The sequence below is a fragment of the Helicobacter sp. MIT 03-1616 genome (assembly GCF_000765685.2).
Lineage (GTDB): Bacteria > Campylobacterota > Campylobacteria > Campylobacterales > Helicobacteraceae > Helicobacter_C > Helicobacter_C typhlonius.
The window spans coordinates 1-26276 of record NZ_JROY02000011.1; the positions used below are offsets into that span (position 1 = coordinate 1).

General features: G+C 39.7%; 29 protein-coding genes, 1 tRNA gene and 1 pseudogene. 4 read left to right on the forward strand and 27 right to left on the reverse strand.

Annotated features, from left to right (window positions below; translation table 11 throughout):
• From LS67_RS07640 to LS67_RS07650, 3 genes and pseudogenes are all read right to left on the reverse strand, one after another.
• Positions 1–370 (reverse strand): annotated as a pseudogene (locus LS67_RS07640) (hypothetical protein); the annotation flags it as partial.
• 350 nt (positions 371–720) lie between these two features.
• Positions 721–1029, reverse strand: a complete 309-nt coding sequence (locus LS67_RS07645; protein ID WP_034326839.1) for a hypothetical protein — start codon at positions 1027–1029, stop codon at positions 721–723.
• Positions 1030–1042: 13 nt separating this feature from the next.
• A complete protein-coding gene (locus LS67_RS07650; RefSeq protein WP_034326840.1) occupies positions 1043–1240 on the reverse strand; it encodes a hypothetical protein in 198 nt (65 codons plus the stop codon).
• Between the two features lie 311 nt (positions 1241–1551).
• On the opposite strand from LS67_RS07650, the gene LS67_RS07655 reads away from it, so the two are divergent.
• From LS67_RS07655 to LS67_RS07665, 3 genes are all read left to right on the forward strand, one after another.
• Positions 1552–2334, forward strand: coding sequence for an XRE family transcriptional regulator (locus LS67_RS07655; RefSeq protein WP_052099852.1), 783 nt, complete (start codon positions 1552–1554; stop codon positions 2332–2334).
• Positions 2335–2584: 250 nt separating this feature from the next.
• Complete coding sequence (locus LS67_RS07660) at positions 2585–2773, forward strand: GtrA family protein (RefSeq protein ID WP_201274031.1); 189 nt, start codon at positions 2585–2587, stop codon at positions 2771–2773.
• A complete protein-coding gene (locus LS67_RS07665; protein ID WP_034326843.1) occupies positions 2767–4779 on the forward strand; it encodes a hypothetical protein in 2013 nt (670 codons plus the stop codon). Before LS67_RS07660 ends, LS67_RS07665 begins: the two co-directional genes overlap by 7 nt.
• Position 4780: 1 nt before the next feature.
• Here LS67_RS07665 and LS67_RS07670 read toward each other — a convergent pair whose 3' ends face one another.
• From LS67_RS07670 to LS67_RS07780, 24 genes are all read right to left on the reverse strand, one after another.
• Positions 4781–5572, reverse strand: a complete 792-nt coding sequence (locus tag LS67_RS07670; protein ID WP_034326845.1) for a UDP-N-acetylmuramate dehydrogenase — start codon at positions 5570–5572, stop codon at positions 4781–4783.
• A gap of 6 nt (positions 5573–5578) precedes the next feature.
• Positions 5579–5845 carry a flagellar biosynthesis protein FliQ gene (gene fliQ, locus LS67_RS07675; RefSeq protein WP_034326847.1) on the reverse strand — a complete coding sequence of 89 codons (267 nt, stop codon included), beginning with the start codon at positions 5843–5845 and terminating at the stop codon, positions 5579–5581.
• A gap of 35 nt (positions 5846–5880) precedes the next feature.
• A tRNA-Sec gene (locus LS67_RS09520) sits at positions 5881–5979 on the reverse strand.
• 265 nt (positions 5980–6244) lie between these two features.
• The gene (locus LS67_RS07680) at positions 6245–6793 is read right to left on the reverse strand and encodes an FKBP-type peptidyl-prolyl cis-trans isomerase (protein ID WP_034326848.1); all 549 of its coding nucleotides are present in this window, start codon (positions 6791–6793) and stop codon (positions 6245–6247) included.
• A complete protein-coding gene (locus LS67_RS07685; protein ID WP_236096375.1) occupies positions 6777–7637 on the reverse strand; it encodes a tetratricopeptide repeat protein in 861 nt (286 codons plus the stop codon). Before LS67_RS07685 ends, LS67_RS07680 begins: the two co-directional genes overlap by 17 nt.
• Before the next feature lie 21 nt (positions 7638–7658).
• A complete protein-coding gene (locus LS67_RS07690; RefSeq protein WP_034326849.1) occupies positions 7659–8123 on the reverse strand; it encodes an OmpA family protein in 465 nt (154 codons plus the stop codon).
• A gap of 64 nt (positions 8124–8187) precedes the next feature.
• Positions 8188–9444: a Tol-Pal system protein TolB gene (tolB, locus tag LS67_RS07695; RefSeq protein ID WP_034326851.1), complete on the reverse strand. Its 1257-nt coding sequence runs from the start codon at positions 9442–9444 to the stop codon at positions 8188–8190.
• 20 nt (positions 9445–9464) lie between these two features.
• The gene (locus LS67_RS07700; protein ID WP_034326852.1) at positions 9465–10157 is read right to left on the reverse strand and encodes a TonB C-terminal domain-containing protein; all 693 of its coding nucleotides are present in this window, start codon (positions 10155–10157) and stop codon (positions 9465–9467) included.
• 4 nt (positions 10158–10161) lie between these two features.
• Complete coding sequence (locus LS67_RS07705; protein ID WP_034326854.1) at positions 10162–10563, reverse strand: ExbD/TolR family protein; 402 nt, start codon at positions 10561–10563, stop codon at positions 10162–10164.
• A 6-nt stretch (positions 10564–10569) separates the two neighbouring features.
• Entirely contained in the window at positions 10570–11133 is a 564-nt protein-coding gene (locus LS67_RS07710; protein ID WP_034326855.1) for a MotA/TolQ/ExbB proton channel family protein, read from the reverse strand.
• A 2-nt stretch (positions 11134–11135) separates the two neighbouring features.
• Positions 11136–11540, reverse strand: coding sequence for an ATP synthase F1 subunit epsilon (gene atpC, locus LS67_RS07715; RefSeq protein ID WP_034326856.1), 405 nt, complete (start codon positions 11538–11540; stop codon positions 11136–11138).
• Positions 11541–11548: 8 nt separating this feature from the next.
• On the reverse strand, positions 11549–12952 hold the full coding sequence (atpD, locus tag LS67_RS07720) for a F0F1 ATP synthase subunit beta (RefSeq protein ID WP_034326858.1): 1404 nt from the start codon (positions 12950–12952) through the stop codon (positions 11549–11551).
• Between the two features lie 18 nt (positions 12953–12970).
• The gene (atpG, locus tag LS67_RS07725) at positions 12971–13864 is read right to left on the reverse strand and encodes an ATP synthase F1 subunit gamma (RefSeq protein WP_034326859.1); all 894 of its coding nucleotides are present in this window, start codon (positions 13862–13864) and stop codon (positions 12971–12973) included.
• Between the two features lie 12 nt (positions 13865–13876).
• Positions 13877–15391, reverse strand: a complete 1515-nt coding sequence (gene atpA, locus LS67_RS07730) for a F0F1 ATP synthase subunit alpha (RefSeq protein WP_034326861.1) — start codon at positions 15389–15391, stop codon at positions 13877–13879.
• A 20-nt stretch (positions 15392–15411) separates the two neighbouring features.
• The gene (locus LS67_RS07735; RefSeq protein ID WP_034326863.1) at positions 15412–15945 is read right to left on the reverse strand and encodes a F0F1 ATP synthase subunit delta; all 534 of its coding nucleotides are present in this window, start codon (positions 15943–15945) and stop codon (positions 15412–15414) included.
• The gene (locus LS67_RS07740) at positions 15945–16460 is read right to left on the reverse strand and encodes a F0F1 ATP synthase subunit B (RefSeq protein WP_034326864.1); all 516 of its coding nucleotides are present in this window, start codon (positions 16458–16460) and stop codon (positions 15945–15947) included. The genes LS67_RS07735 and LS67_RS07740 overlap by 1 nt, the downstream gene beginning before the upstream one ends.
• Before the next feature lie 9 nt (positions 16461–16469).
• Positions 16470–16895, reverse strand: a complete 426-nt coding sequence (locus LS67_RS07745) for a FoF1 ATP synthase subunit B' (protein WP_034326865.1) — start codon at positions 16893–16895, stop codon at positions 16470–16472.
• 79 nt (positions 16896–16974) lie between these two features.
• Complete coding sequence (locus tag LS67_RS07750; protein WP_034326866.1) at positions 16975–17844, reverse strand: ParB/RepB/Spo0J family partition protein; 870 nt, start codon at positions 17842–17844, stop codon at positions 16975–16977.
• A 5-nt stretch (positions 17845–17849) separates the two neighbouring features.
• The gene (locus LS67_RS07755; RefSeq protein WP_034326867.1) at positions 17850–18635 is read right to left on the reverse strand and encodes a ParA family protein; all 786 of its coding nucleotides are present in this window, start codon (positions 18633–18635) and stop codon (positions 17850–17852) included.
• A 9-nt stretch (positions 18636–18644) separates the two neighbouring features.
• A complete protein-coding gene (locus LS67_RS07760) occupies positions 18645–19358 on the reverse strand; it encodes a biotin--[acetyl-CoA-carboxylase] ligase (RefSeq protein ID WP_034326870.1) in 714 nt (237 codons plus the stop codon).
• On the reverse strand, positions 19352–20299 hold the full coding sequence (locus LS67_RS07765) for a methionyl-tRNA formyltransferase (protein WP_034326871.1): 948 nt from the start codon (positions 20297–20299) through the stop codon (positions 19352–19354). The genes LS67_RS07760 and LS67_RS07765 overlap by 7 nt, the downstream gene beginning before the upstream one ends.
• Positions 20296–21084: a glutamate 5-kinase gene (gene proB / locus LS67_RS07770; RefSeq protein WP_034326873.1), complete on the reverse strand. Its 789-nt coding sequence runs from the start codon at positions 21082–21084 to the stop codon at positions 20296–20298. Before proB ends, LS67_RS07765 begins: the two co-directional genes overlap by 4 nt.
• Positions 21085–22143 carry a GDP-L-fucose synthase family protein gene (locus LS67_RS07775; RefSeq protein ID WP_034326875.1) on the reverse strand — a complete coding sequence of 353 codons (1059 nt, stop codon included), beginning with the start codon at positions 22141–22143 and terminating at the stop codon, positions 21085–21087.
• A 209-nt stretch (positions 22144–22352) separates the two neighbouring features.
• Complete coding sequence (locus LS67_RS07780) at positions 22353–24551, reverse strand: TonB-dependent receptor (protein ID WP_034326876.1); 2199 nt, start codon at positions 24549–24551, stop codon at positions 22353–22355.
• A 152-nt stretch (positions 24552–24703) separates the two neighbouring features.
• Here LS67_RS07780 and LS67_RS07785 point away from each other — a divergent pair, with 152 nt between their 5' ends.
• The gene (locus LS67_RS07785) at positions 24704–26254 is read left to right on the forward strand and encodes a nickel ABC transporter substrate-binding protein (RefSeq protein ID WP_034326878.1); all 1551 of its coding nucleotides are present in this window, start codon (positions 24704–24706) and stop codon (positions 26252–26254) included.
• Positions 26255–26276 lie beyond the last annotated feature (22 nt).

Genomic DNA, 26276 nt, shown 5'->3' on the forward strand with positions numbered 1-26276 from the left:
TAAAGTGTGATGGACAGCTCAAGGCTTTTGCTTGCTCTTGTGCTAAAACGCTAGAAGTGCCTATTTTATGCGGTGTTGTAAGTGTTGTAGGTGTTGTAATCTTTTGAAAAGAAGCCTCTTGTGCTTTTATATAAGATTCCACAAACGCCTCTGCCTCTGCTTGCGTCTTAAATGGCTCACTCCAAATGCGGAGGACTTTACCAGCATTACCTCCAATATGTCCATTTGCATACAATATAGGACAAAATTTGCCTATAATTTTGCAAATTTTTTTCTCGCATTTTGAATTGCGTTGAATTGTTTTATATAGGGTATCTATTTTAACGCTATGCGCTTTTGCGAACTCCTTGCTACTTACCCATTGTCCCATTATGATTCCTCATCTATTTTTATGTTATAATAAACCAAAGAAGGTTGTCCTAATGAAAAAAACTTTAAAATATTTCTCTAGTCTTGAAAATATTGCAATTGATATGCTCAAAGAATTACCTAATTCAGTATTAGAGCAGATAGAATCCCTCATTGAAGACTGCAGGCAAGACGAAGATATAAAGATAGAGCCCCTTAGTGATGAAACAATTGCCAATGCTACAAAATATATCAAACTCACCGCCAAAAAGAGACACGAAGCTTTGCTAGGTAAGGATGATGCGAAGATAACAATATTCATTTTTCCTGCCCTCTATATGTTAGCAAAAGCACACATTTCTTGTAATAACATTATTGATTCCCTTTGGTTGAACGCCCGTCTTTCTTACAAAGATTTTGCCGCACAATCTCTTCAAAACCTATACTCCCTCTCTCGTGATGATGTATTGCGGAGGATTCATTTTTTTCTGGCACAAGCTCGTCTATACAAGTCGCAACCCTCACAATAAGAGAGCTGAGACAAGCGTGTTTCCCATAGAAATCCTTACGCATACCAATATAGTGTATGCCCTCTAAAAGCTCTCTAACATAATTGAGATTGTTGTCTCTATCGCCCTTTAGCCACGCTTTGCATTCTTCTCTCTTTTGCTTCTTTTTCATTGATACTCCTTTCTTAGATACAAAATCCCTCTGTTTCAAGCATTTCTTTAAGCTCTTTGCTCCTACCTCGTATGCCCTTGATTTTACCCTTAGATATATCCTTTATAATGAAATAATCTGCATCACTTAAACTCATCGCTTTGCACCAAGTGCGCAGCTTAATGCCTTTTTGAGACATTTGTTGCGTAATGGGGATAGAATCTTTTTGCATTTTTACTCCTTTTGTGCTACAATTCAATCTAACCTCCACCAAAAAGGTGAAGGAAGATTGTTTGCATCAAGCTTTTATCTTTATTCTAAGTTTGCCTACTCGGATAAAGACTTGAAGCTTGATTTTCACAACCTTTTTGAACTTGAAACATAACATCTCAAATCCTTCAGGCTGATTTCCCACCCTCCCGACCACTTTTAAGATTTTCTATCTTTATGATATAATTACCTTAAAAGTGATGTAATTATAGGACATTTTTTACCTATTGTCAAGTATTATAGGTAAATTTTGTCAAAAATAAGGATTTTATGATGATTAGGGAATTAAGAGAGGATATGGGATTAAGCCAAATAGAGTTAGCAGAGGCTATCGGTGTTTCAGAACGGACTATGCGTAGATATGAACAGGAAGAAGATTCTATACAGATTGGGACATTAAAAAAAATATTTGATGTGTTAGGTATGTCCAGCGATAAATCTTTTTTTGTCCAGCAAATGTCCAGCAATCCTATAAATGATGTCCAGCATTCTAAGAATGTTACTAAGTCGTTACTAAGTCCTGTTACTAAGTCATCTGATGAGTGTTACTTAGTCGAAAAAAACGAAAATGTCCATAAGTCAAAGTCCATAAGTCTTAATGATGGTGTCCATAAGTTGTCCATAAGTCCCAAACCTACCGCTCAAATCAATACTGATGTAGTTCAAATCCCTATTTATGATGATGTAGTCGCAAGTGCAGGAGGTGGCGTGATAAACGATGAGTATCCCACACAAAGCGTAGGCATAGACAAAGGCTTTTTGCGCACACACTTTGGGCTTAGCTCATTTCTTGGGCTTTCTATTATCACTGCTAAAGGCGATTCTATGTCTCCTACAATCCCAGAGAATTGCCAACTCCTAGTCCAAAAGAGTGTGCCTAAAGAGGGGCAGATATGTGTAGTGCGTATTGATGATGAGCTCTATGTTAAACGCTTACAAAAGCTTCCCAAATACCGCCTTATAAGTGATAACAAGAGCTATGAAAATATAGAGCTAGAGGGGCGAGAATATGACATTGTCGGTGTGGTTGTAGGATTTTTTAAACGAATGATTTAAGGGTGTTTAAAGAGCACAATATGGCTTTAAGGCTTTTTGCTTTTTTGGGTAGCGTGGGGATTATTGAGGAATTTTAGCGATGTGCGGTATTGTCTAGGAGCTTTGGTATGGTGTATAGTTTTGTTGAGGATTCTGTCAGTTTTTGTCTAAAAAGTGTCAAAAAATGTCAAAAGTTTTAGTCTCACTTTGATTTTTAAAATATCCCTCATACTCTCGCACTTTGCTTTATTTAAATGATTTTCCATATACTTTGATTTTAGACAATACTATACAAAATCTTATTGGTATTGGACTAAACACTTTGATTTTGTGGATATGCGTGGATTTTTGCGGTATTGAAGCAATGATAGCAAAGATTTTAGCTTCTGGCATTGTGGCATTTTATGGATTCTTTGCGCGTAAAGTATTGATTTATAAACAAGGATACAAGGAATGTTAAAGAGTTTTCAAAGATTAAGTCGTGGGGTGAAAATCGCACTAATGCTTTGGGTTGCACTATTTGTGATTATATGCATTAGCTTTGGTGTGCTTAAGGTAATGAGTAAGGATAGAATCTATACTGCCACGATGATAGTGCATTCTAATGTCGTGCTTGAATGCAAGGAACGATGTTTGGCTGATAAAGAATGTGAAAATGCTTGTATCAAAGATTCTAAGCAATCTGCATATACTTATAGCGTGAAACTGAAGTTTGATAATCCTATATTTCGCGCTCATACACAATTTGCAACAATCTCACTCCTTGATATGCAGTGGAGCAAAGATATAGGATTAGTAGGAGATGTGCGTCAAAGCTGGAATTATATTGATATTGACACAAATAAAGAGCTGCAAATAGGCAAAAATATAGGCACTTTGAGCTATGTTACACATTTTGAATCTTATTTGTTGTATCACTCTTTGAGTATATTGATTTATGTGCTTATATGCGGGTTTGTTTATGTGTATGCAAGAGATTCTATGAAATTAAATACAACTTATCCTAAGAAAACATTGCTTCACACACTTACTTTAAACAAAAAAGATAAGATATTTCTTGGCATAAGCGGCTTACTCATCGCTTTGCTTTTTGCATTTCAATTTTGGCTAGGATTCCCCGGATTCCATATCATTGGCGATACATATAGTTCTATATTATTGACGAAGGATAACGGACACCCGGTATTTATATCTTATGTTTTAGAATTCCTCTACGCGCTTTTTGGCAAACATCTTTATTATCTTTATCTTTTTAATCTCGTGCCTTTTTATGCTGGGCTTTTCTTTCTTGTGTGGGGATTCTATTTGCGCTTTAAGAGTGTGTTTGCAATTTCGTTACTCTTTCCTTTATTAGTAGGCAATATTTATTTTCAAAATTTTATTCAGTATCATAGCTTTGCGCTGCCAATGCTACTTTTCTGCGGGTATTCTATGGTGTTTTTTATAATCCTTGTGCCGTTGCAAAAGAGATATATAAGCATAGGTTTATGGTGTAGCGTAGGCATAGTGTTTTTTTGCGCGATTTTATGGCGACATAATGCGATTTTTAGCGTATTTCCTGTGAGTTTTGTGCTTGTGTATATGTGGCTATGCGATAGGGGATTAGATAAGAAAGTCTTTACTTGGCACTATGTAAAGGGCGTAGTGAGTGCTGCGCTCGTGTGTCTTTGTATTGTTATTTTTGTTCCAAAGATTCTTAAAACTTCAACTGCTTATCCTGCCAATCACCTATTTTTGCTTCAGCTTGCGGCAATGTGTGTGCCTGCTAATGATTCAAGCTGCTTCAAAGAAGAGTGGTATTATCCACATAAAAATTGGGAAGATATAAAGGCATTGTATAAAAAATATCCGCTTAATGCCGACCCATTCAATGTGTCTTGGGGATATGATGATGAGCGTCCTATTCCTTATGGCAAGATAGATGGATTGCACCAACAATGGATAAAGGCAATATGTAAATACCCGCATTACTTTGTCGCACACGAGCTAAGATTTATTCAAGCAATGTGGATTCAGCAACCACAATGGATTTTTAATGCAACAGCTTTAGAGCAAAAAGCGCAGCATCCATATCATTTGCAAGTTGTAAGTGGTTTTTCTCAAAATGAAAGAAGTATAGTGTTTAGTCCGATACAAAGGGAAATTTATGATTTTTTATATACACATCGCATTGTTTTTAATCATCTATGGGGCGTGCTACTCAATGCTTCTGTAATGCTCCTTGCGGGATTCTTGCTTGTCAAATATATAAGGTGTAAAGAAATTGATAAGATAGCACAAACATCAGTTAAACTTCTCATACTGAGTTTTAGCATAGGATTTGCTGGATTCTTTAGCGCATTTTTTATCGCTGCTTTTACGCCTGTGGCAGAAAGCCGCTATATGTCGCCTATATTACCACTAGGGATTATGGCAGTTGTGAGTTTTGTGGCATTTATGCTCTCAAACTCAAAAAAGTATGAATGATTTAGTGTAGAATCTGCACTTCGCATTCTAAGTCAATACCATTTGCTTCAAAAACCCGTTTTTTAGCGAGTGCAATAAGAGAGAGGGCGTCATCAAAAGTAGCCTTGCCTTTGTTGATAAGAAAATTGGCGTGTTTCTCGCTCAATGCCGCATCGTTAATGCAAAAGCCTTTTAAGCCCACAGATTCTAAAAGTCTTCCTGCAAAGTCTCCTTTAGGATTTTTAAAGCAGCTACCACAGCTTGGCTCGTGCGGGTGGGATTTACGCAAGGCTACGCACTCTTCCCAAATAGCCATATCAAAGCCCACTTTTTTATAGAATCTTGCCGCAAGGATAATGCCGCTAATGCCACTATGGCGGTAATTCATCGAGATAGATTCTATACTTTGCCACTGCCCATTGATATTCACTGAGTGCAAAATATTTTTAATTTCATAGCTTTTCATTCCCGCATTCATTTTGATAAGTCCGCCAAGGCTGCCGGGCAGGGCATTAAGAAACTCTAGCCCATTAAGATTATGTGATTTGAAATAACTAAAAATCCGCCCAGAGCTATATGCTCCGCCAATTTCTATAAGATTATCTTGCTCGGTAAGATAGGCAAAATTTTTACCCAGCACGGCAAGATTTTGAGCATTTGGGGAAACAAGGAGATTGTTTGCTTTGCCAATAATGCGGAGATTTTTGCTTAAAGCCTCTTGCAAGTCTTGAGGGCTTTCTATCACAAAAACTTCAAGCGGGACACCGATTTTGAGGCTTGAATACGCGGAGAAGTCAATAACTTTGCTTTGCATTTATGGCTAAAAATTGATATTAGAAATCATCGTAAAGAGCATACGCGCGTATTCTGTAATCATATTCATCATCCAAGGCATAGCAAATATGATGACGACAACCACGGCTAGAATCTTAGGCACAAAAGTGAGTGTCATTTCATTGATTTGCGTAGTAGCTTGAAAAATACTCACGAGTAGCCCCACGATAAGTCCAGCTAAAAGCATAGGGAGCGAGAGAATGAGTGTGAGCTTGTAGGTTTGAACTGCGAGTGCCATAAGTTGTTCTTCCATAAGAAATCCTTAAGTTAAGAATCTAATGCTCAAGTTGGCAGGAAGGCGAGAGAATCGAACTCCCCAGAGACTAGACACCTAGCCTCTCAATGGGTTTGAAGCCCACGATACCCACCAGAGATATTTGCCCTCCATTACTAGAACTCATCTAATAAAATCTGCATTTTATACTTTAGATTCAAAAAAATCAAGTGAATGGGAGTAAATTATGGTTAGATTCTATAAACAATATGATAAATTCACGCTCGGGTTGCAATTTTGTGCGAGTTTTGGCAATCCACCCACCAATGTGGGCTTAAGATTCCAAAGATTCTAATAACGCACACAATCGCAAAATGAAGCTATTTTGGTTTTTGGGCTACTTGAATAGAATCTAGACATTTATGTAGATTCTAAAAATTAGTGCGAACAGCCACAGCCTCCACCGCTATGTCCTCCGCCACCGCAGCAGCCTCCACCGCCTCCGCCACTTCCACAGCCACAGCCGCCACCTACGCCACCTTGCAAAATTTCCATTTCGGTGGCTTCGCGCACATCAATTACTTTTACATCAAATTGCAAAGTTTTTCCTGCTAGAGGGTGGTTGTAGTCGATAATCACAACATTATCGTTAAAGTCTTTCACGCTTACTTGCACGGTTTGTCCGTCTTCACCTTGACCAAAAAGCGTCATACCAGCCTTTAGCTCAATGCCCTCAAATTGTTCCCTTGGCACTTCTTGCACGAAGTCGCTTTGATATGTGCCATAAGCATCTTCGGGAGCGATAGTAGCCTTGATATTATCGCCTATGCTTGCACCCATAAGGGCATTTTCAAGCCCACTTATGATTTGCCCAGAGCCTACTAGAAATTCAAGTGGTGCACCGCCCTTATTAGAATCAAGCAAGGCATTGTCTGCTTGATTAAACACTTCGTATTCAATACTTACGATTTTATTTTGAGTAATCATTTTTGTCCTTATTTTTAGATTTTAAATTTTTGGCACTTTGAGCTTCTTTGCTCGAAGGATAGTTGCTTATCAAAGTATCCAAGAACCTATTATAGTTTTTTGTATCTTTGATAGCGTTGAAAGATTGCGCAGTATGAAGCAGAAGTGTAGGCATATATGAAGCCTTGTCATTTGCTATTGCACTCTCTTTGTAAAGCTTAATTGCCTCGTTGTGGCTTTTGTTTGCAAAGGCAATTTCAGCAAGATAGAAAGAGCTATGTGCCTTTTTGTAGTTTATCTCGATGAGCCATTCAAAGCGCACTTTGGCAGATTCATACTCTTTTTTGTTAAAAAGATTTTGGGCTTGGGTAAAAATATCCGCCCTTTTTGCCTTGTCTTTTGTGAAAGTTGGGGCTTTTGAATCTGCTTGTTTATTTGTTGCTGTATTCTTTTGATTTGTGCTTGTAGTCTGTATGGGATTATTGCTTAGCTCCTTTAGCTCGCTAAGAATTGTTTGACTAAGCGTTGTGAGTGTCGCATTAATCTCTTTCATTTGAGCCTTGATAGTTGCAATGTCCTTTGAGTTTGTATCCAGCTGTGCTTTTATCTCCTCAATGTCTTTTGCATTTTGCACACCCTGTGAGACTTGCTGGTGTAGTTTGCTGCTTTGAGATTCATAAAGGCTGGAGATACCCTCTTGGGCTTGTCCTATACTATCTACTTTCTGCTGAAGTTTGCTGACGAGATTCTGTAAGGTTTTTATATCGTTTTTGGTAACGCCACTCTGCTTTTCAAAAGCAGATGGCTCACCATTGAGGCTAAAGACTAGAAAAAGAGGTGCGAGAAAAACACAATGCTTCAGCAAATTCTAGCCTCCAACTTGAAGTTATTTTGATAGCTTAAACTCAACGCGTCTATTCGCCTGATTACAATCAGGAGTATCGACTGAACAAGTGGGTTTGCTTTCGCCATAACTCACGGTTTTAATTTGAGAGGCATTTACACCACGAGCAGTAAGTGCATTTTTTACTGCATTTGCTCTCTTTGTGCCAAGTGCATAGTTATACGCATCTGACCCATAAGAGTCTGTGTGTCCTTCAAGCACGACATTTGCTCCTGTATTTTTAAGGGCGGTAGCACTGTTATTTACTTTTTCTTCCATATCTTGACGAATATCATATTTATCAAAGTCAAACAATACTTGCGCATATCCTTCAGCAGCATCTGTGAGTTTCACAAAATTATCGCTACCGCTAGCAGAAGTTCCACTTCCTCCATCAGCAGCCTCTGGCTCTGAACAACCAACTGAAATAAGTGCTACCAAAGCACCTATAGCTAAATACTTTTTCATACTAACTCCTTGTGATATTTAAGATACCAATTATTCTAAGCTACAAAAGTAAATATATATAAATTTACCAATCAAATGCCTGAATTTTCATCTTTGTGAGTGGGAAAAAATAATTTGTATTATAATCTACACGAATGATGCCTAACGCACTTTGCGCCTTGTAATGCTTAACATACATAATGCTTCCACCATCACTTGAGTATTTGGGCATTTGATTCTTGCCATTTGCGGTGAGGCGGCGGATATAGTTTGAGCCAGGCGCAAGTGAAATAAGATAGAGATTGAAAGTGTTGCTTCCAAACTCATTATTTGTCTCTCTGCTTGTATAAACCGCATACTTGCCATTTGAAGTTACTGCGCTATTGTTGCGTCCGTGTAAAACAACCTGTTCTGTGCCACCCCCATCAATTCTCATCATAAAAATATTTGGGTAGCCAAGTCTGTCGGATACAAAGATGATTTCTTTATCATCATTTACAAACTTACCATCTACATCAATACCCGAATAATTCGTTAAGCGGCGTAGATTCTTGCTTCTCACATTGTAGATATACAAATCCGAAAGGGTATTGGGCGATAGGCTAAGAATAAGATTCTCTCCATTTTTACTCACATCAGAGACCATAGCCGCGCCTTCGCTTCCTACGAGCTGTTCAATTTGTCCTGTGGCGAGATTATGCCTTACAATAGTGGGCACTTCAAGGTATTTTGTATAATAAATGCTCTCTTGTTTTGAATCTGCCCACTTAGGGAAAATATTGAGCCCACCTTTGACAACTACTTTTTGATAAGTCAAGGTGTAATCTGCGATGAGAATCTCACTATTGCCGGAATTGGTGTATTGAGAGAGCACTACGAGGCGTTTCATCCATTGAATGCTGGGTGCGCGTATGTAGCCATTGACATCAATAGCCATATTGTGCGCAATAAACGGGAATCGTTTAAGGTCGTTTTCTGTATAGTCTTTAGTGTAAATATGCTTTGAGGTATTTATATCATAGAGTGAAATTGTGCCAACGAGATTATTTGAAGACTTGTTTACTTTAATCTGCGCTAATAGGTCAATTTTTTTATCTGCATATTCTTTGTATGCGATAGAAGAAGGCTTCTTTATACCCCCGTCATTTGCTTGAAAATGTCCGCTTACTTTCAAGTCAGCTATGAGCATTTTTAGAATCTTATTGCCAAATTCTGTATTGTCAGAATCTAGTCGTTCGACAACAATATATGGAATCTTGTTTGTATTTTTTACAATCTCTATTGTCGCATCAATAGCGAAAAGATTTAGGGTAAGTAGCAAAATCAAAGTAAAAATTCTCATAGGACTCCTTTGTGCGTAAATCAATTTTTAAATGTTATGGCAATTTCCCTTTTGCCCTTAGGGTGGGGTGGGAAGTGAATCTTGATACATTCCTCAAGCATCGCCTTAAGCGAATCATCAAATGCCACATTGCCCGCGTATTTTACAACTTTATAGCTAAAATTACCATTGCTTGTGATGACAATATGCACCAAAGCCTGTAATTTTTCCTCTACATAAAATGTTTGCTGCCATTGTTGAAACATCATTTTTTCAATTTGTGCATACCACTCATCATATTCTCCATCACTTTGATTGGTGTTTGCGCTTATGGTGAGATTGCTTAAGGTATTCAGCTGTTTTTGCAAAGATTCTGCACTTGCTTGTAAATCTTTAAGCTTTTGCTCCTTGCTATTTTGCTCGACTTTTTCTCTATTGTCGCCTATTTCTGCATTTTGTGCTGGTATATCACTATCAATCTTGCTAAACATATCCTTAATACCAGAACCAGCAAGAGGGCTATTGAGGGCTGGTTGGCTACTTTTGCTAGGGGTGGGTTTATCATCTATAATAGCCTCTATGCTTATAGCGTGTAGCGATAGGGCAGATTCATTAAGTGCGGCGTAATGCGTGGGATTTGAACGAAAAAGTGTAAAAACAAGCGCAATAATAAGTAGGGAATATATGCAAAATGAGATAATACCACTCGTGATAAATAAAAGAGCATTATTCATAGTTCTAGCTACTAGTGATGAGGGATACTTTGAGAAAACCAGCTTCTTTAGCGGTTTTGAGGATATAAATCACATCTTCATATTTAAGATTCTTATCAGCCCTTATAAAAACGCTGATGTTTTTATCGAAGCTTTTGCTAAAAAGCACAAAGCTATCTGCGAAGTTTTTAAACTCATACACATTGTCGCGGATATAAATCTTTCTATCCGTGCTCACACGAATTTCAATCATAGAATCTTGCGCCATTTTCTTTGATTTTGAGCCTTTTGGGAGAGTAATATCCTCTTGGTAAGTAATAGTAGGGGTGCTCACCATAAGTATCGCCAAAAGCACGAGCATAATATCAACAAGCGGTGTTATGTTGAGCTCGGGTTTTTCTTCCCAGTCAAATTCATCATTTTGCATAGAATCCTACTTGTTTGAAAGTGTAAGGTCAATTTGCATTTGAATGTATGTGATGATGTGGTAGGCTTTACGCTTGAGTAGCAGGGCAAATGTGTATGCAGGGATGGCTACTAAAATACCAGCAGCGGTTGCCACGAGGGCTTTTGATATGACAGGGGCTATCACATCAAAAGAGACATTACCACCTCCTAGCACACTAAAGGTTTCTAGAATCTCAACTACCGTGCCAAATAGTCCAATAAAAGGTGCAGTAGAGGCAATGATATTTAAAAAAACGAGTGAAGAAGTGGCTTTTTGAGTGGCTTTGAGCTTCCATACTTGCAAAATCTCTCGCGAAACGCGCCCTTCGCTTTTTTCGAGCAGGGCATTTATGAAAGTGTTTTTTGGTATGAGGATACTCTTAGCCACAAGCATATCAAGATAATGCTTCTCCGTTGCCAACCAATCACTAAGCGTGAAGCTTTTGTAAATATATATCCAAAGAGTAGTGAGAAAATAGAGTGAGAGCCACAAAAGCACAATAATAGTTGTTATTGTGCTTTCTGCAAAGAAAGTTTTGAAGATATCCATCACTAGATTCTGTTTTTTGCAATAGTCTCAACGCGAGAAACCACCGTGCCGATAAGAGAAGTATCGTTGGAGGCTCCTTCTAGTAATGCTCTAGCTTCTTGAATAGCAGTTGCGACTCCTGACTCTGTATTGCCCATAATGGCTACCGCACCATCGGCAATAATCTTTACATCTGTTTTTGTGCCGGTTTGGGAGATTTGCGCGTGTCCCCAATTAATCGCTATGAATCCCTTATCGCCATCTAAAGTCTCAAATTCAATAATGCCAATCTTAAGCAGAGAGAGCAAGTCGCAGTGTCCGGGAAAAACACCAAACTCCCCCTCGCTTCCGGGCACAATGACATACTTCACTTCACCATCAAAGATGCTTCCGTATGGAGTTGCGATACTTAGTGTGATTTTTTCCATTCCATCCCCTATGCACTTTTGATTTTTTGTGCTTTTTCTAGTACCTCTTGGATATTGCCGACCATATAGAAAGCATTTTCGGGTATATTGTCATATTTACCTTCCAAAATGCCTTTGAATCCTTCAAGTGTTTCTTCAAGCGTTACATACTTGCCCGGACTCCCTGTGAAAATCTCTGCTACAAAGAATGGTTGTGAAAGGAATTTCTCAATCTTTCTTGCTCTATCAACAATTTGCTTATCTTCTTCGGAAAGCTCGTCCATACCCAAAATAGCGATGATGTCTTGCAAGTCTTTATATTTTTGGAGCACTTGTTGAATCCCTGTCGCAACTGCATAATGCTCTTCACCAACAACTTGCGGACTAAGGATTCTAGAAGTAGAATCGAGTGGATCCACCGCTGGATAAATGCCCTTTTCTGATATCTTTCTGTTGAGCACTGTTGTTGCATCAAGGTGTGAGAACACAGATGCAGGAGCAGGGTCAGTCAAGTCGTCCGCAGGGACATATACCGCCTGAACAGAGGTAATAGAGCCCTTCTTGGTTGATGTAATACGTTCTTGAAGCTTGCCCATTTCACCAGCGAGTGTAGGTTGATACCCCACAGCTGAAGGAATGCGTCCAAGGAGTGCTGACATCTCAGAACCAGATTGTGCATAGCGGAAAATATTGTCGATAAACATAAGCACATCAAGCCCTTTTTCATCGCGGAAATACTCTGCCATTGTCAAACCTGTAAAGGCGATGCGGTTTCTTGCGCCCGGTGGCTCATTCATTTGTCCGTAGCATAGAGCAACTTTATCTAAAACGCCACCTTCTTTCATTTCATTATAGAGGTCATTTCCCTCTCTTGTGCGCTCACCCACACCGGCAAATACTGAATATCCGCTATGCTTATAAGCAACATTGTGGATAAGCTCCATAATCACAACGGTTTTGCCCACACCAGCACCACCAAAGAGTCCCACTTTTCCACCCTTTGAATAAGGAGCCAATAAATCAACAACCTTAATACCTGTTTCAAACATTTCTGTTCTTGTGCTTTGTTGCTCAAAGGTTGGAGCTTCTCTATGAATACCCCATTTGAGTTGGTCACTACTAAGAGGCTCACCACCATCAATAATATCACCTGTTACATTAAAGATTCTGCCAAGCACAGCTTCACCCACTGGCACTTCAATCATTTTACCACGAGCCTTGACTTCCTGCCCACGGGTAAGTCCCTCTGTCATATCCATCGCAATTGTTCGCACACGATTATCGCCAAGATGTGCAGCAACTTCTAAGACAAGCCTATGCTCTTGCCCTTCAATTTGAAAAGTAACATCAATTGCTTCGTTAATCATTGGTAGATAAGAGCTAAACTCAACATCTACCACCGGACCCATCACTTGTGTAATTTTACCTTGCATTCTTTCTCCTTTGTATATTTATTTAATCGCCTCGACACCGGCATTAATCTCAACAAGCTCTGTTGTGATTGCTTCTTGTCGCGCTTTATTTAGAGCGATTGTGAGGCTTCTCACTAAATCACCCGCATTGTTTGTAGCTGCATCCATTGCTTGGATTCTAGCACTATGCTCAGCTGCTAGAGAATCTACTAGTGCGTAATACATATTGTATTGAATATATTTTCTCGCAAGCGTATCAAGCACCTCATCCTCTCCATCTTCGGGCTCAACATTAAGCGTAGAGACTTGCTCTGCTTCGTTGATATTAATAGTAAGTGGCAACACCGCCTGAACTTCAAGTTCTTGAGAAATCATATTCTTGAAGCCATTATGCACAATAATCACTTCATCTGTTGCACCATTTAAGAAATCATTAACAACATTGTTGATAAAGTTTTCAGCTTTCTCAAAAGTAGGCATAGAGCTTAAACCCACCGCTTTGTCAAGCACCTCTATGTCATTGAAAGCAAAAAACGAAATACCCTTTTTGCCAATGCCCCTTAAGCGCACCTTTATACCCTGTGATTTATAAGATTCCATAAGCCGTACTACTTCTTTGATCGTAGCAGTATTGAATCCACCGCACAAGCCTTTATCGGCTGTGATAAAAACAATATCAAGCTTTTTGATTTCGCGGTCTTTTGACTTTGCAAAATAGGCACTATTGATACTGTCTAATCCACGCAAGCGCACTCTTGCCACGACATCATTAAACATCGCGCTGAGTTGTTTCGCATAGACTCTAGAGCGCCTTGCTAATTCCTCAGCTTTTTTGAGCTTAGAGCTAGAAACGAGTTTCATCGCTCGAGTAGTCTTTTGCGTGTTTTTGACACTCGTTATTTTCTTTCTTATTTCTTTAAGGTTGCCCCCCATTGCAGCTCCTTTTTATGCTCCAAAGTTTATTTTGAATTCTTCAAGTGCTTTGTTTAGCTCTGCCTCAATATCTTTATCAAGTGCTTTCTTTGCGCTGATATTTTCAAGAATTTTGGGATATTTCGCTTCAAGGAATGGATAAAGATCCGCTTCAAATGCTACCACCTTATTAGCAGGGATATCATCAAGTAAACCATTTGCGCCAGCATAAATAATAATTACTTGCTTTTCAATAGCAAGAGGCGAGTATGGGGGCTGCTTTAGAATCTCAACCATTCTTTGTCCTCTTTCAAGCTGTTTGCGACTTGTCTCATCAAGGTCAGAGGCAAATTGCGAGAATGCTTGAAGCTCTCTGTATTGAGCTAGGTCAAGTCGCAATGTTCCTGCTACTTGTTTTGTAGCTTTAATCTGCGCCGCACCACCCACACGAGAAACAGAAAGACCAACATTAATCGCAGGGCGGATACCTGAGTTAAACAAGTCAGTTTCGAGGAATATTTGTCCATCAGTAATAGAGATTACATTTGTAGGAATGTATGCAGCCACATCGCCTGCTTGTGTTTCAATGATAGGCAACGCGGTAAGAGAACCAGCACCTAACTCATCGCTTAACTTTGCAGCTCTTTCAAGAAGTCTTGAGTGTAGATAGAATACATCTCCGGGGAAAGCTTCACGTCCAGGTGGGCGTCTTAAGATAAGCGACATTTCGCGATATGCCACGGCGTGTTTGCTCAAGTCATCATAGATGATAAGCGCGTGTCTTGCGTTATCTCTAAAATATTCGCCAATTGTAACGCCTGTGTAAGGTGCTAAAAATTGCATTGCCGCAGAGAATGAAGCAGGGGCATTTACCACGACTGTGTAATCCATTGCCCCGTATTCTTCGAGACTACGCACCACGTGTGCAACCGTAGATTCTTTTTGTCCCACAGCAACATAGATACATATAACATCTTGTCCTTTCTGGTTAATGATTGTATCAACTGCAACTGTTGTTTTACCAGTTTGTCTATCGCCGATGATAAGCTCTCTTTGTCCTCTACCGATTGGCACAAGCGCGTCAATTGCTTTAAGTCCTGTTTGTAATGGCTGATGCACTGACTTACGTGCCATAATGCCCGGTGCTTTTTCCTCAATAAAGCGGAATTCACTTGCTTCAATCGCACCCTTGCCATCAAGTGGCTCACCGAGTGTATTGATAACGCGCCCTACAACTGCATCACCCACAGGCACTTTCATAAGTTTTTTAAGACGTTTTACAGAAGTTCCTTCTTTAATCGTGCGACCAGAACCAAGCACCACGACACCAACACTACTTTCTTCGAGGTTGAATGCAATACCTGTATCACCTGTGTCAAATTCTACCATTTCGTAATACATTACATTGTTGAGACCATACACTTTTGCCACACCATCAGCATAAGCGATAACCTTGCCAGTTTCGCTAATATCAATATTGATATTGAAGCTATCAATACGCTCTTTGATGATTGAACTAATCTCTTCTGACTTGATTTTTGTTGTCACTTTTCTCTCCTTGTGTTAAATTAAAGTGCTTTTAGAATGTGATATTTGAGATCACTACTAAAACGTTCTTTGGAAAAAGATACCTCAATGCCCAAATCCTCAACGCTCAACTTAATGCCCTCTGCCCCACTTAACTCCTGCATGATGCTAAGCTTTACGCCAAGCTTCTTAGCTAAAGCAGATTGAATCTTGTCCAACGTAGCGCTGTCTAATTCTTCCTTTGTTACAAGCGTGGCTGCATATTCCTTCCTGCGTGCAAGCAGGCACTTCTCTAATTCACTAGCTATGTATGGTATCAACAAGATTCTATCTGCTTCCGCCAAAAGACGGAAAAAGTTTTCTAACTTTGTATCTACCTTACCAACCTTGCTTACACTTTCCAGTAAAAACTGCTCCTTTTGGGACTTGCTCAAAAATGGCGAGGCGATAATGTCTGCATTTTTCTTTTCCCTAAGGACATTAGAAAATCCCTTCAAAATATGGAGCACTTCGTCCAAATCACTTACAGAATCCATAAGGGCTTGTGTGTATTTTTTTGCAACGATATGAAGCATTATGAAATCCTTTTGGTAATGATGTTTACATATTCCTCTTTATTAAGATGAATATCATTGCTCTTAATGAGTGTATTAAGGAGTTTATTGACACTTTCCTGCACCACTTTTCTTCGCTCAAATTCAATATTTGACTCTAAAGCATATCTTAACGCCTCTACATCTTTCTTGATTTGTCCGTTGTATCTCTGCTCTACCAAGTATGCCTCTTGTTTCGCCGCATTAACGATAGATTTGCCCCTTTCTTTACTCTCTTCTAAGCGTTTTTGTGCTTCTTCTTTTTCTTGTTTAGCCTTGTGGAGGTTACTTTGCGCTTCTTGAAGACGAGCAGCTATGGCATTTTTTCTATTGACAAACAAACCTTTGATCGGATCGAAAGCAAAATACCATAAAATTGCTACGAAAATTACAAAGTTTATAATACGTTCCACAAAGTCGCTTCCTTCTATTCCAGCAGAAGCGAGAAGAAAGGACGGGAAAAATAAAAGTAATGCCACACATAGAATCTTTTTCATTATACCCCCTTATATTTGCTCGAGTTTTGCATTAAGTGCATTTTTAAAAACAGGAAGTTGCTCAAGCAGCTCTGCATAAAGCTGCGATTTTTGCTCCTCTAGCTCTTGCTTGGCTTGTGCGAGTTTGCTCTCATTCTCTACTTTCTTTGCATTAATTTTTTCTTCATAGTTAGTTTTTGCCTCTTTTGTAGCACTTTCTAGAATCTGTGCCGCCTCTTTGCGCGCCAAAGACAGAGTTCGTGCAATTTCTTTTTCAATTTCATCTATTTCACCTCTGTAACCCTGTGTATTTGTAATTTCTTGGTCAATAAAGCTATCTCTATTACTCATAAAAGCAAGCATAGGTTTGAAAAGCCATTGATTTAGCAAGAAAATAAGAAGCATAAAGGTAACAAAAACAAGTAGCATTAAGTAAGGATTGAGGGTAATGCTCATTCTATTCTCCTTTGTGAATATTTTGTGAAAACTTGGGATATTCTAACAAGTTAAAATATATTAAACCTTAAAGTGCGTATCATTTTGATATTTTTTTTATCAAGGTTGCAATTTCGGCATCATTTTGGAAACAAATGGTAATTTTTGATGAGCTTGTTTGACTTTGTATGCCAAGCAATTTGAGTTCATCTTGAAGCTCTGTAAGCAGCTTATTATTGATATTTCGCATATATTCTTTGGGAGATTTTTTAGTCTTATTTGGCTCTTCTTTTATTTTTTTTATGAGTGTTTCGGTATCACGCACATTTAACTTTTGCCCTATGATAGAGTCTGCTACGAGCTTTTGTTTATCTGCATTTAGTGTAACAAGCATCTTTGCGTGTCCTTGCGAGATTTTATCCTCATTCAGCATTTGCTTGACTTCATCACTAAGTTGTAAAAGGCGTAAAGTGTTTGTAATTTGTGTGCGTGATTTATTGATACGTTTAGATAGTTCCTCGTGGGTAATACCATACTCCTTGAGAAGCTCCTCGTATGAGAGTGCCAACTCGATAGGATTAAGCTCCTCGCGTTGAATATTTTCAATGATGGCAAGTTCTCTTAAGCGTTTAAAATCAATCTCTGCCACAATGGCTTTGATATTACTCAATCCCGCAAGCTTTGAGGCGCGGAGTCTGCGCTCACCAGCGATTAGAATATAATCTCCATCGCCATTATCATATACAACGACAGGTTGCAATAAGCCATGTTCAAGTATAGATTCAGAAAGTTCTTGCAGGGCTTGAGTATTAAAAGTTTTTCTCGGTTGGTAGGGATTTGGCTTAATAATATCAATATCGAGTTCAAGCACGGGCGAGGAATTATCGCTGAGACTTTGCTCGTAAGCCTCTGCTGTTTCAGAAAGTATCGCGCCTAGCCCCCTGCCGATTGCTAACTTTTTTTTACTCATTGTGTTTATGCCCCTTGTAATATTGTGCGTGCGAGATTCTCATACGCCACACTACCATTTGAGCGATTATCATACAGCATTATGGGTTTGCCAAAGCTAGGAGATTCGGCGAGCTTCACACTACGTGGAACAATGATGTAGTCATCTTCATATTTAAACAACTCTTTACTAAAATGCTCTTTAAGCTCATCAAAGACTTGCCTTGATAGATTGTGTTGTCCAGAATACATAGTAGGCAAGAATCCTTTAATTTTCAATCGTGGATTAATTGTATCCTTAAGGAGCTTGATTGTATTGAGTAGCTGTGCCAAACCCTCAAGCGCGAAAAATTCGCATTGTATAGGCACGATAACAAAATCAGACGCAGCAAGGGCATTAACCGTGAGAGAGCCGAGCGCAGGCGGAGAATCAATAACAATATAATCGTATTCCTCTTTAACCTCATCGATTTTCTTACTAAGGAGGAGTTCGCGCCCTTTCATATTATTCTTATTATAAAATTCTTTTTCGATACCTGCTAGACCAATATTTGAGGGTGCAAGATAGAGGTTTTGAATATCAGTTTTGAGAATAATTTGAGACAGCTTCTTTGAGCCCGTAAGCACGTGATACATATCAGATTCTATTTTATTGCGGCGGATACCAAAGTTTGTAGTTGCGTTTGCTTGAGGATCATAATCAATCACAAGCACCTTTTTATTAGCAGAGGCTAGGGAGGCTGCAAGATTTACAGCTGTGGTTGTTTTGCCAACTCCGCCTTTTTGGTTCGCTATAGCTATTATTTCACACATAATTTCTCCTTATCGTAAGCTATAAATTTTATTTCCATCAATACTTAAAGAGCCATCTTCATTAAGAATAGCGTCCTTTAAACACATCCTCTCTTTACCTAAGTGAAAGAAAAAGGAGCTATTCTTGTAAAATTCTAGCTTATAAATACTAAAAATCTGCTTCCACGATACAAAATTTTCAAAGCTTTTGAAAAAATCTTCCAAAAAGCGCACAGGCTCGATATTTGCGCTTATAGTTTCTTCTAAAGTCGCATATTGCGTGTTTTGTTCGGTATTTGCAGAGTAGAGATTGATGCCTATTCCGCACACAATGTTGCCTTTCACCTTTTGAGTGAGAATCCCGCCAATTTTAGAATCTGTTCTGTATAAATCATTTGGATATTTGAGCCACACCTGTGAGCCAAGGGAGCGCAAATATTCGCGCATAATTACACCAAAAAAAATCGAACTCGATTCTAAACGCAAGTCTTGTGGCAGACTTTTTAAGGGCAGGGCAAAGGAGAAAAGTAAAGACTTTGGCACACTATCCCATTGGTTGCCCCTGCTCCCTATGGCATTGCTTTGTGTTTTTGCACTAATGCAAAATGGCACATTGAGCTTGTCTTCTTTAATCATCTCTATGGCGTAAGTCTGTGTGGATTCTAATGTATCAAAGTGATAAATGCGCGAATTAAGAAGCGCGATAAATGCGCTATCAAAGCCTGTAAGGTGAGAATCTAGCATAACACATCGCCTATTTTTAGGTGCTTACCGCGCAGATAGAGTGCCGCTTCAAGTCTGTTTTTACCCTCCTGCTGCAAAGAGTCAATATTTAAGCTCCCGCTTCTGCAGCCCACAACGATACTTGAATCCCCGATTTTTAGAATCTCACCCGCATTGTGAGATTCATTAGATTCTATAAGGCTCACATCAAAGAGCTTGAGCGTGTAGCCTTTCACGCTTTGGATAAAGATATGGGGCCACTCGCAATAGGCAAGGTAGCTTTTATACACATTTTGTGCAGATTCTAAACACATAAAACCATCGCTTTTTTTGATTTTTGTGCAATAGCTTGAATCCGCGTCAATTTGCCTTAAGGGCTCGATTTTTTCAAAGTTTTTCAATACAAATGTCGCGAGTTTTGCTCCAGATTCAGCAAGTTGTGAGGAAAGCTCCGTAATATTTTGCTGTGTATTTGCAACATAAGATATGCCTAGAATATCGCCATTATCGAGTTCTTCACCCATTCTCATCGCACTTATGCCAAAGTATGGGCTTTGAGAGAGAATCATCTGCTGCAAAGGACTTGCCCCACGCCACAAAGGCAAGATAGAAGCGTGGATATTGATACAAGGCGCAATGTCTAAAAAAGCTTTGGGTAGAATCTTCCCATACGCTACAACAAGTATCATATCGGGTTTTAGAATCTGCATATTTTCAATAAAATCTTGCGTAATACTGCTAGGCTGAAAAATATGTGGCATAGATTCAGAATCTTGCTTTAGGTTTGTCTTTATTTTTTGCAGGAGCATTGCCTTTGTGTGTGGAGGTTTTAGCTCGGCTTTTCTCCCAAAGGGTTTATCAGGCTGACAAATAAGCGCAACAATTTCAAAAAAATCATCGTCTAATAGCGGGGCAAAAATTTCCCACGCAAACGCAGGAGTCCCGGCGAGGATAAGTCTCATAGAATCCACTCCTTAATATCACTTGAGCAAAAAAGTGTGCCAGAAGTATGCTTTTTATGCAGGAGAAAATCGCGTAAAATATCGAGTTTGCGCCCATTGCTTAAAAACATCATTCTGTTATGTTTGAGTAAAAAATCAGCCGCTAGAAGTTTGGTTACAATACCCCCTGTGGCAAAGCTCTCATTTGGCGTGTGGTTTTCTTGCAAGGCACTTGGTGCAATACTATGCACGATTGGTAGAATCTTGGCATCAGGGAATTGATGAGGATTCTTATCAAAATAGCCATCAATATCGCTTAAAATCACAAGCAGTTTTGCGCCAAAATAATGCGCCACATACGCGCCTAACCTGTCGTTATCGCCAAATACAATTTCATCTGTGGCGATTGTATCGTTTTCGTTGATGATTGGTAGCACATTATGCGATAAAAGCGTGTCTATGGTGTTTTTGGCAAAATCTGTGTGTCGTCTTGAATCAAAATCGCGCCATACGAGCAATAGTTGGGCGATTGTGATATTGTGCTGCAAAAAGGCATTGCGATAAGATTCCATAAGCAAGGGTTGCCCGATGCTTGCTAGGGCTTGTTTATTTTGTAAGATATTTCTATCAATAGTAAGCTCTGTGTGTCCGCTTGCCACCGCACCAGAGCTTACCAAAATGACATCATATTGCGTCTTTAGCTCACTAATGATATTTGCAAGGGCTTGAATCTGCGTTTTGTCAATGATTTTGCCATTGCAGAGGTTTGATGAGCCTACCTTTAAAACAATGCGTGGCTTTTGCATTTATAGAATCTCCTTTTGTTTGTTAAGATAATGCCTATACACACTTTCTATACCCTCTCTAAGAGAGATTTTTGCCTGCCAACCGAGCTTGTTTAGTCTGCTTGTGTCCATAAGTTTTTGTGGCGTGCCATTTGGCTTAGTGCTATCAAAGACGAGTTTGCCATTAAATCCCACAATATCCTTTACCAATGTCGCAAGTTCGTATATGCTTACATCATCGCCATAGCCGACATTGAGGTGGGTATTGCGAATCTGCGGCGCACAAGTGGTGGCGAGGTCTTTAAAAGATATGCGCTCCATTACAAATACACAGGCTTCTGCCATATCTCGCACGTGGAGAAATTCCCTACGAGGTGTGCCATCGCCCCAAATACTCACTTGTGAATCCTCTATGCCAAATCGCGCTAAATACTCCTGTAAGTCTGTGCCATTTAGCCCTGTATCGCGCTCTAAGCCTTGTATATGCTTTTGCTCTAAGAGTTTTGCAAGGTGCATTTTACGCAAGAGTGCAGGGAGGACGTGGGAGGTTTCTAAATCAAAATTATCATTATTGCCATAGAGATTTGTAGGCATTACAGAGACAAAGTCGCAACCATACTGCAAGGCGAAGCTTTCACACATTTTGATTCCTGCGATTTTAGCAATCGCATAAGGCTCATTTGTGTATTCTAGCTCACTTGTAAGTAGCACATCTTCGCCCATAGGTTGAGGAGCATTTTTTGGGTAAATGCACGAGCTACCAAGGAAAAGGAGCTTTTTAACACCATATTTATAAGCATTGTAGATAATGTGATTTTGTATAGCGAGATTCTCATAGATAAAATCTGCGCGGTAAGTGTTATTTGCTAGAATCCCACCCACTTTTGCAGCAGCTAAAAAGACATATTCGGGGCGATAGGTGCTAAAAAAATCTTCCACCGCGCTAGAAGAGAGCAAGTTAAGCTCATTGCGCGTTTTGGCAATAAGTTGCGTATAGCCCTGCTGCTTGAGATATTCAAGTATGCTTGAGCCTACAAGTCCCCTATGTCCAGCAACAAAGATTTTAGAATCTTTTTGCATTGCAATCCCCTTATGTTTTAAAATATATTTTAAAGGGCGTATTATATCCAACATCACTCTTAAGTCGCTTAAGTTTCTTGCGCATTATGCAAAGGATATGTAGCAAATGTGAGAATCTAGCTTGATTCTAAAATATCAGCAAAAATAGAGCGGTAAGTAGATTTTAAAAGCAAGTTTTGTAAGTTTTAGGGCATTGCTTAGAATCTTCCTTATATTTTATATCGCAATTGCAGCGCATAACTTGCCCCAGCTACACGATAGAAGTCATAGTAGCGATTGTTTGTGATATTAGCAAAACTTGCTGATAAGTCAATGCCATTTTTGAAGTTGTAGCCACATTTTGCATTAAGCGTGAATTGCGCCTCATAATTCCCATAGGTGTTTTTAAGCGCGGGAGTATTCATATCATCTGCGAAAAATGCCGGTGCATAATATGCCCAAATTGAGCCATAGAATCCATATTGTGGAAAGTAATTTAGCGCAATATTTGCCATATGCTTTGGCGTAGCGGCGAGTTGTTTGCCCTCTGTATTAGGCTTTGCGTCATTTTTTAGAATCTTAGCAAGTGTAAGCGTGTAGTTGCCCTCTATAAATACATCGCGCATAATCGGCACTTGCGCGCTTAGCTCCGCGCCGTGAATCCTCCCCCGCCCTGCATTAATATTTTTATATGGATTATTTTGATTTCCCGCGCCAGAGCGGTAAATCATATCCCATAACTCGGTATCGTAGTAGTAGAGTTTGCCCTCAAAGCTTTTGTTGTAGTATTCTGCGCCTATATCAAAGCTTAGCGCACTCTCTTGTTTTAAGTCGGGGTTAATCTCCCAAAAAGTGTTGCCGTGTGTGAATTGATACATATCCCTCATAGTTGGCATTCTAAAGCCCGAGCCAAGCGAAGTTTTAAAGATGAGTCCTTGTGTAGATTCTGGTGTGTAGTTGAGCGAGAGTTTCGGGCTAAGGATAGAGGCGATTGCACCTTGATTGTGGCGATTTGTAGTGGGATTAAGCGTATTGGTGAGATACCCTGCGTAATTACGCCAATAGTCATAGCGGATTCCAAGTGAGCTAGAGAGTGATTGTGAAAGACTAGAATGAAGATTCATAAATGCCGATGCTACGAAAGCCTTGCCGCCATAGCTTCTATAAGTATCTGTGCGTGTGCTGGAGACTTTCCAATTTGTCATATTGCGATTATGCTGCACGAAGTCATAGTAGCGAAATTGCGCGGCACTAATGAGTGTGTGGCGACTGCCAAGATTCATAGTATAGATAATATCTATATAGTTGCTTGTAGAATCTATATCCTGCGTCCCTCCTGCTCCGCCATATCTATTGCCCTCGCCCTGTGTTGCGTCTTGCCAAAGGCTAAAGAGATTCATTGATGAAAAAGAGAGTTTGAGCGAGGAGCTGTCAAAATCGTGCTCATAGGTGAGATTCCCAAGTAGATGAGAATAATTGCCTATACCGCCAATCCCCGAGCCTACAAAATAATCTTTGCCATCTACAAGGTTTGTGCTTTGCCCCGCATTATCGGTGATGTAGCTTGTGAAATGTTTGAATTTATAGCTGTGATTAGAGAAGCTAAGCATAGCGGAGAGCATATGAGAATCGTTTATGCCATATTCTGCTTTCAAGCGCACATCATAAACGTGATAGTTTCGCTTGCCTCCATCACCAATGATGAGATTTCCTGTCTTGTCTGTTGTAATACCGCTTATGTCATTGGGGGCTTGAATGCCACTTGGCAGTGTGGTGGGAAAGCTTGGGTAACCCTCGCTTTGTGTGTATCCCGCACTAAGCTTGAGCCTTAGCTTTTTATCGAAAAACACATCGCCTACATTCGCATAGGCGCGGATAAGATTCTTATCCGCGGTATCTTTGACAAACTCATCACCATAGCTTATGATGATTTGAGATGAAAATTCGCTTGGCATTGCAGTGATGAAATTTACTACACCACCAATCGCACCTGCACCATAGAGGCTAGAGAATGTCCCGCGCGCCACCTCCACGCGTTCTACATCATAAAGTGAAATTTGATTTAAGATTCTGCTCTCTCCTTCCAAATCGCTCAAAATCACTCCATCAAGCATAAGCAGTGTGCCATAATTGATACCGCGAATCTTTATTTTTGGGCGAGGATTGAAACTTGTATCATTATCCACGCGCACACCAGCAAGTTTTTTAAGCGTATCGGCGATTTTGGTATTTGGCATATTTTGAATCTGCCTCGCATTTAGCACACTTGCGTTGCCCGGGATTTTTTCCACATCGGTGGCAAGCGCACTCTCTTTGACGATAGATGGACTGAATGTATAGGACTCTATACCATAGGCATTGACGCAACGTGTGAGGACAAACAAGCTTAAAAATGACAAGGAGGCAACAAAGCGAGGGAGATAAAACATAGTATTGCCTTATGTAATAAGATATAATACATAATTTATTATAGCACAACTTAAATATTACTTATACTTATTTTTTATTATTTTTAATATGATATACTACTGCTTTTTGGGTTTTATAAATCTTGCAAAAGCTTAGAATCTTAAGGATAAATATGCGCGTAATCATCGTATTTTTTATGTATATAGGCGTGGTATGGGGAAAAAATACCCTCATTGTAGCGGTGTCGGAGAATATCGGTGCGCTAAATCCTCAAGGTTATCAGGGTAATGCAATGTTTGCGCAAAATGCGGTGTATGAAGGGTTGGTGCGTGTGGATAAGCGGGGCAAGATTGTGCCAAGTCTTGCTACTAGGTGGGAGATTAGCACAGATGCTTTGCAGTATGATTTTACCCTGCGTGAGGGGGTGAGATTCTCAAATGGTGAGGAGTTTAACGCTGACGCGGTGGTGAAAAACTTTGAATCTGTGTTAAAAAATCGAGCAAGACATTCGTGGAGTGGGCTTGCTGTAGCTTTAGAATCCGCACAAAAACTCGCGCCCCACAAAGTGCGCTTGATTCTTAAAAAGCCTTATAGCCCGACATTAGATGAACTCGCAGTGGCGCGTCCTTTTAGATTCTTAGCACCAAGTGCTATGCCTAAAGATTTAGACTTGATAAAGCACAATCCACAACCCATTGGCACGGGCGCGTATATGTTGGCTAAAAGTGTGTATGGTGTGAGTGATACATTGGTGAAAAATCCTCACTATTGGGATAAGGACGCCTATAATGGCATCTATTATGATGAGGTAATTTTGAAAGTGATTTATGACCCGAGCTCAAAAATTGCCGCACTAAAGAGTGGGCAGATTGATATGATCTATGGGAACGACCAGATTCCGTTAGAAATTTTTAAGAGTATGCAAAGGGGCGCGCAGTTTCATACTTATCTAAGTCCGCCCATTTATACAACTAATCTTGTGATTAATTCCGCCTCACCCGCTTTCAAGCTCGGTAATACGGAATTAGAGCGCACCTTGCGTAAGGCTCTAGGCTATGGCATAGATAAGCAAAGGTTGATAAAAGCGGTGTATAGTGGCTTACAGGATACAACAGATTGTATGTTTCAGCCAAGCAAGGCTTGTGAAGAGGCGCATAGTATAAGCGCGAGTGAGCAAGAGGAGGCATTGGCATTTTTGCGAAAACATTTTGCAGATTCAAGGCAAAGGGGTATAGAAATCCTCTATATAGGTGATAATCCGGCGCAAAAGATGATGGCTGAAATTATCCAAAGCGATTTGAAAGCGTTTGGCGTGAAAGTGCATATAAGCGCGAGTGAGTATAGTATCTATATGAATAGACTACTCAATGGGGCATTTGACATAGCTTTTAGGGATACTTGGGGTGCGCCCTATGATCCTTTGACTATCTTGCACTCTATGCTTATACCTAGCCACATCGACTATGCCGCGCAGCAGGGGCTACCAACAAAGCCTCTCATTGATGAGGAGATAAGAAAGCTCATTGCGCTTAATCCTCATATTAAGGCTTTTAAAGACACATTAGAGCGCATTATCTTTATGCTAGAGGATAGCGGTGTGTATATGCCCCTTAGCAATCAAAGAAATAAAGCTATAGCACACAAAAAGATTAAAGGCATTGATATGGGTGTTTCTAGCTATGAAGTGCCATTTTGGGAGTTTTATGAGGATTCTAAAAAATAGGGTAAGGCTTTTTGCAAATGTT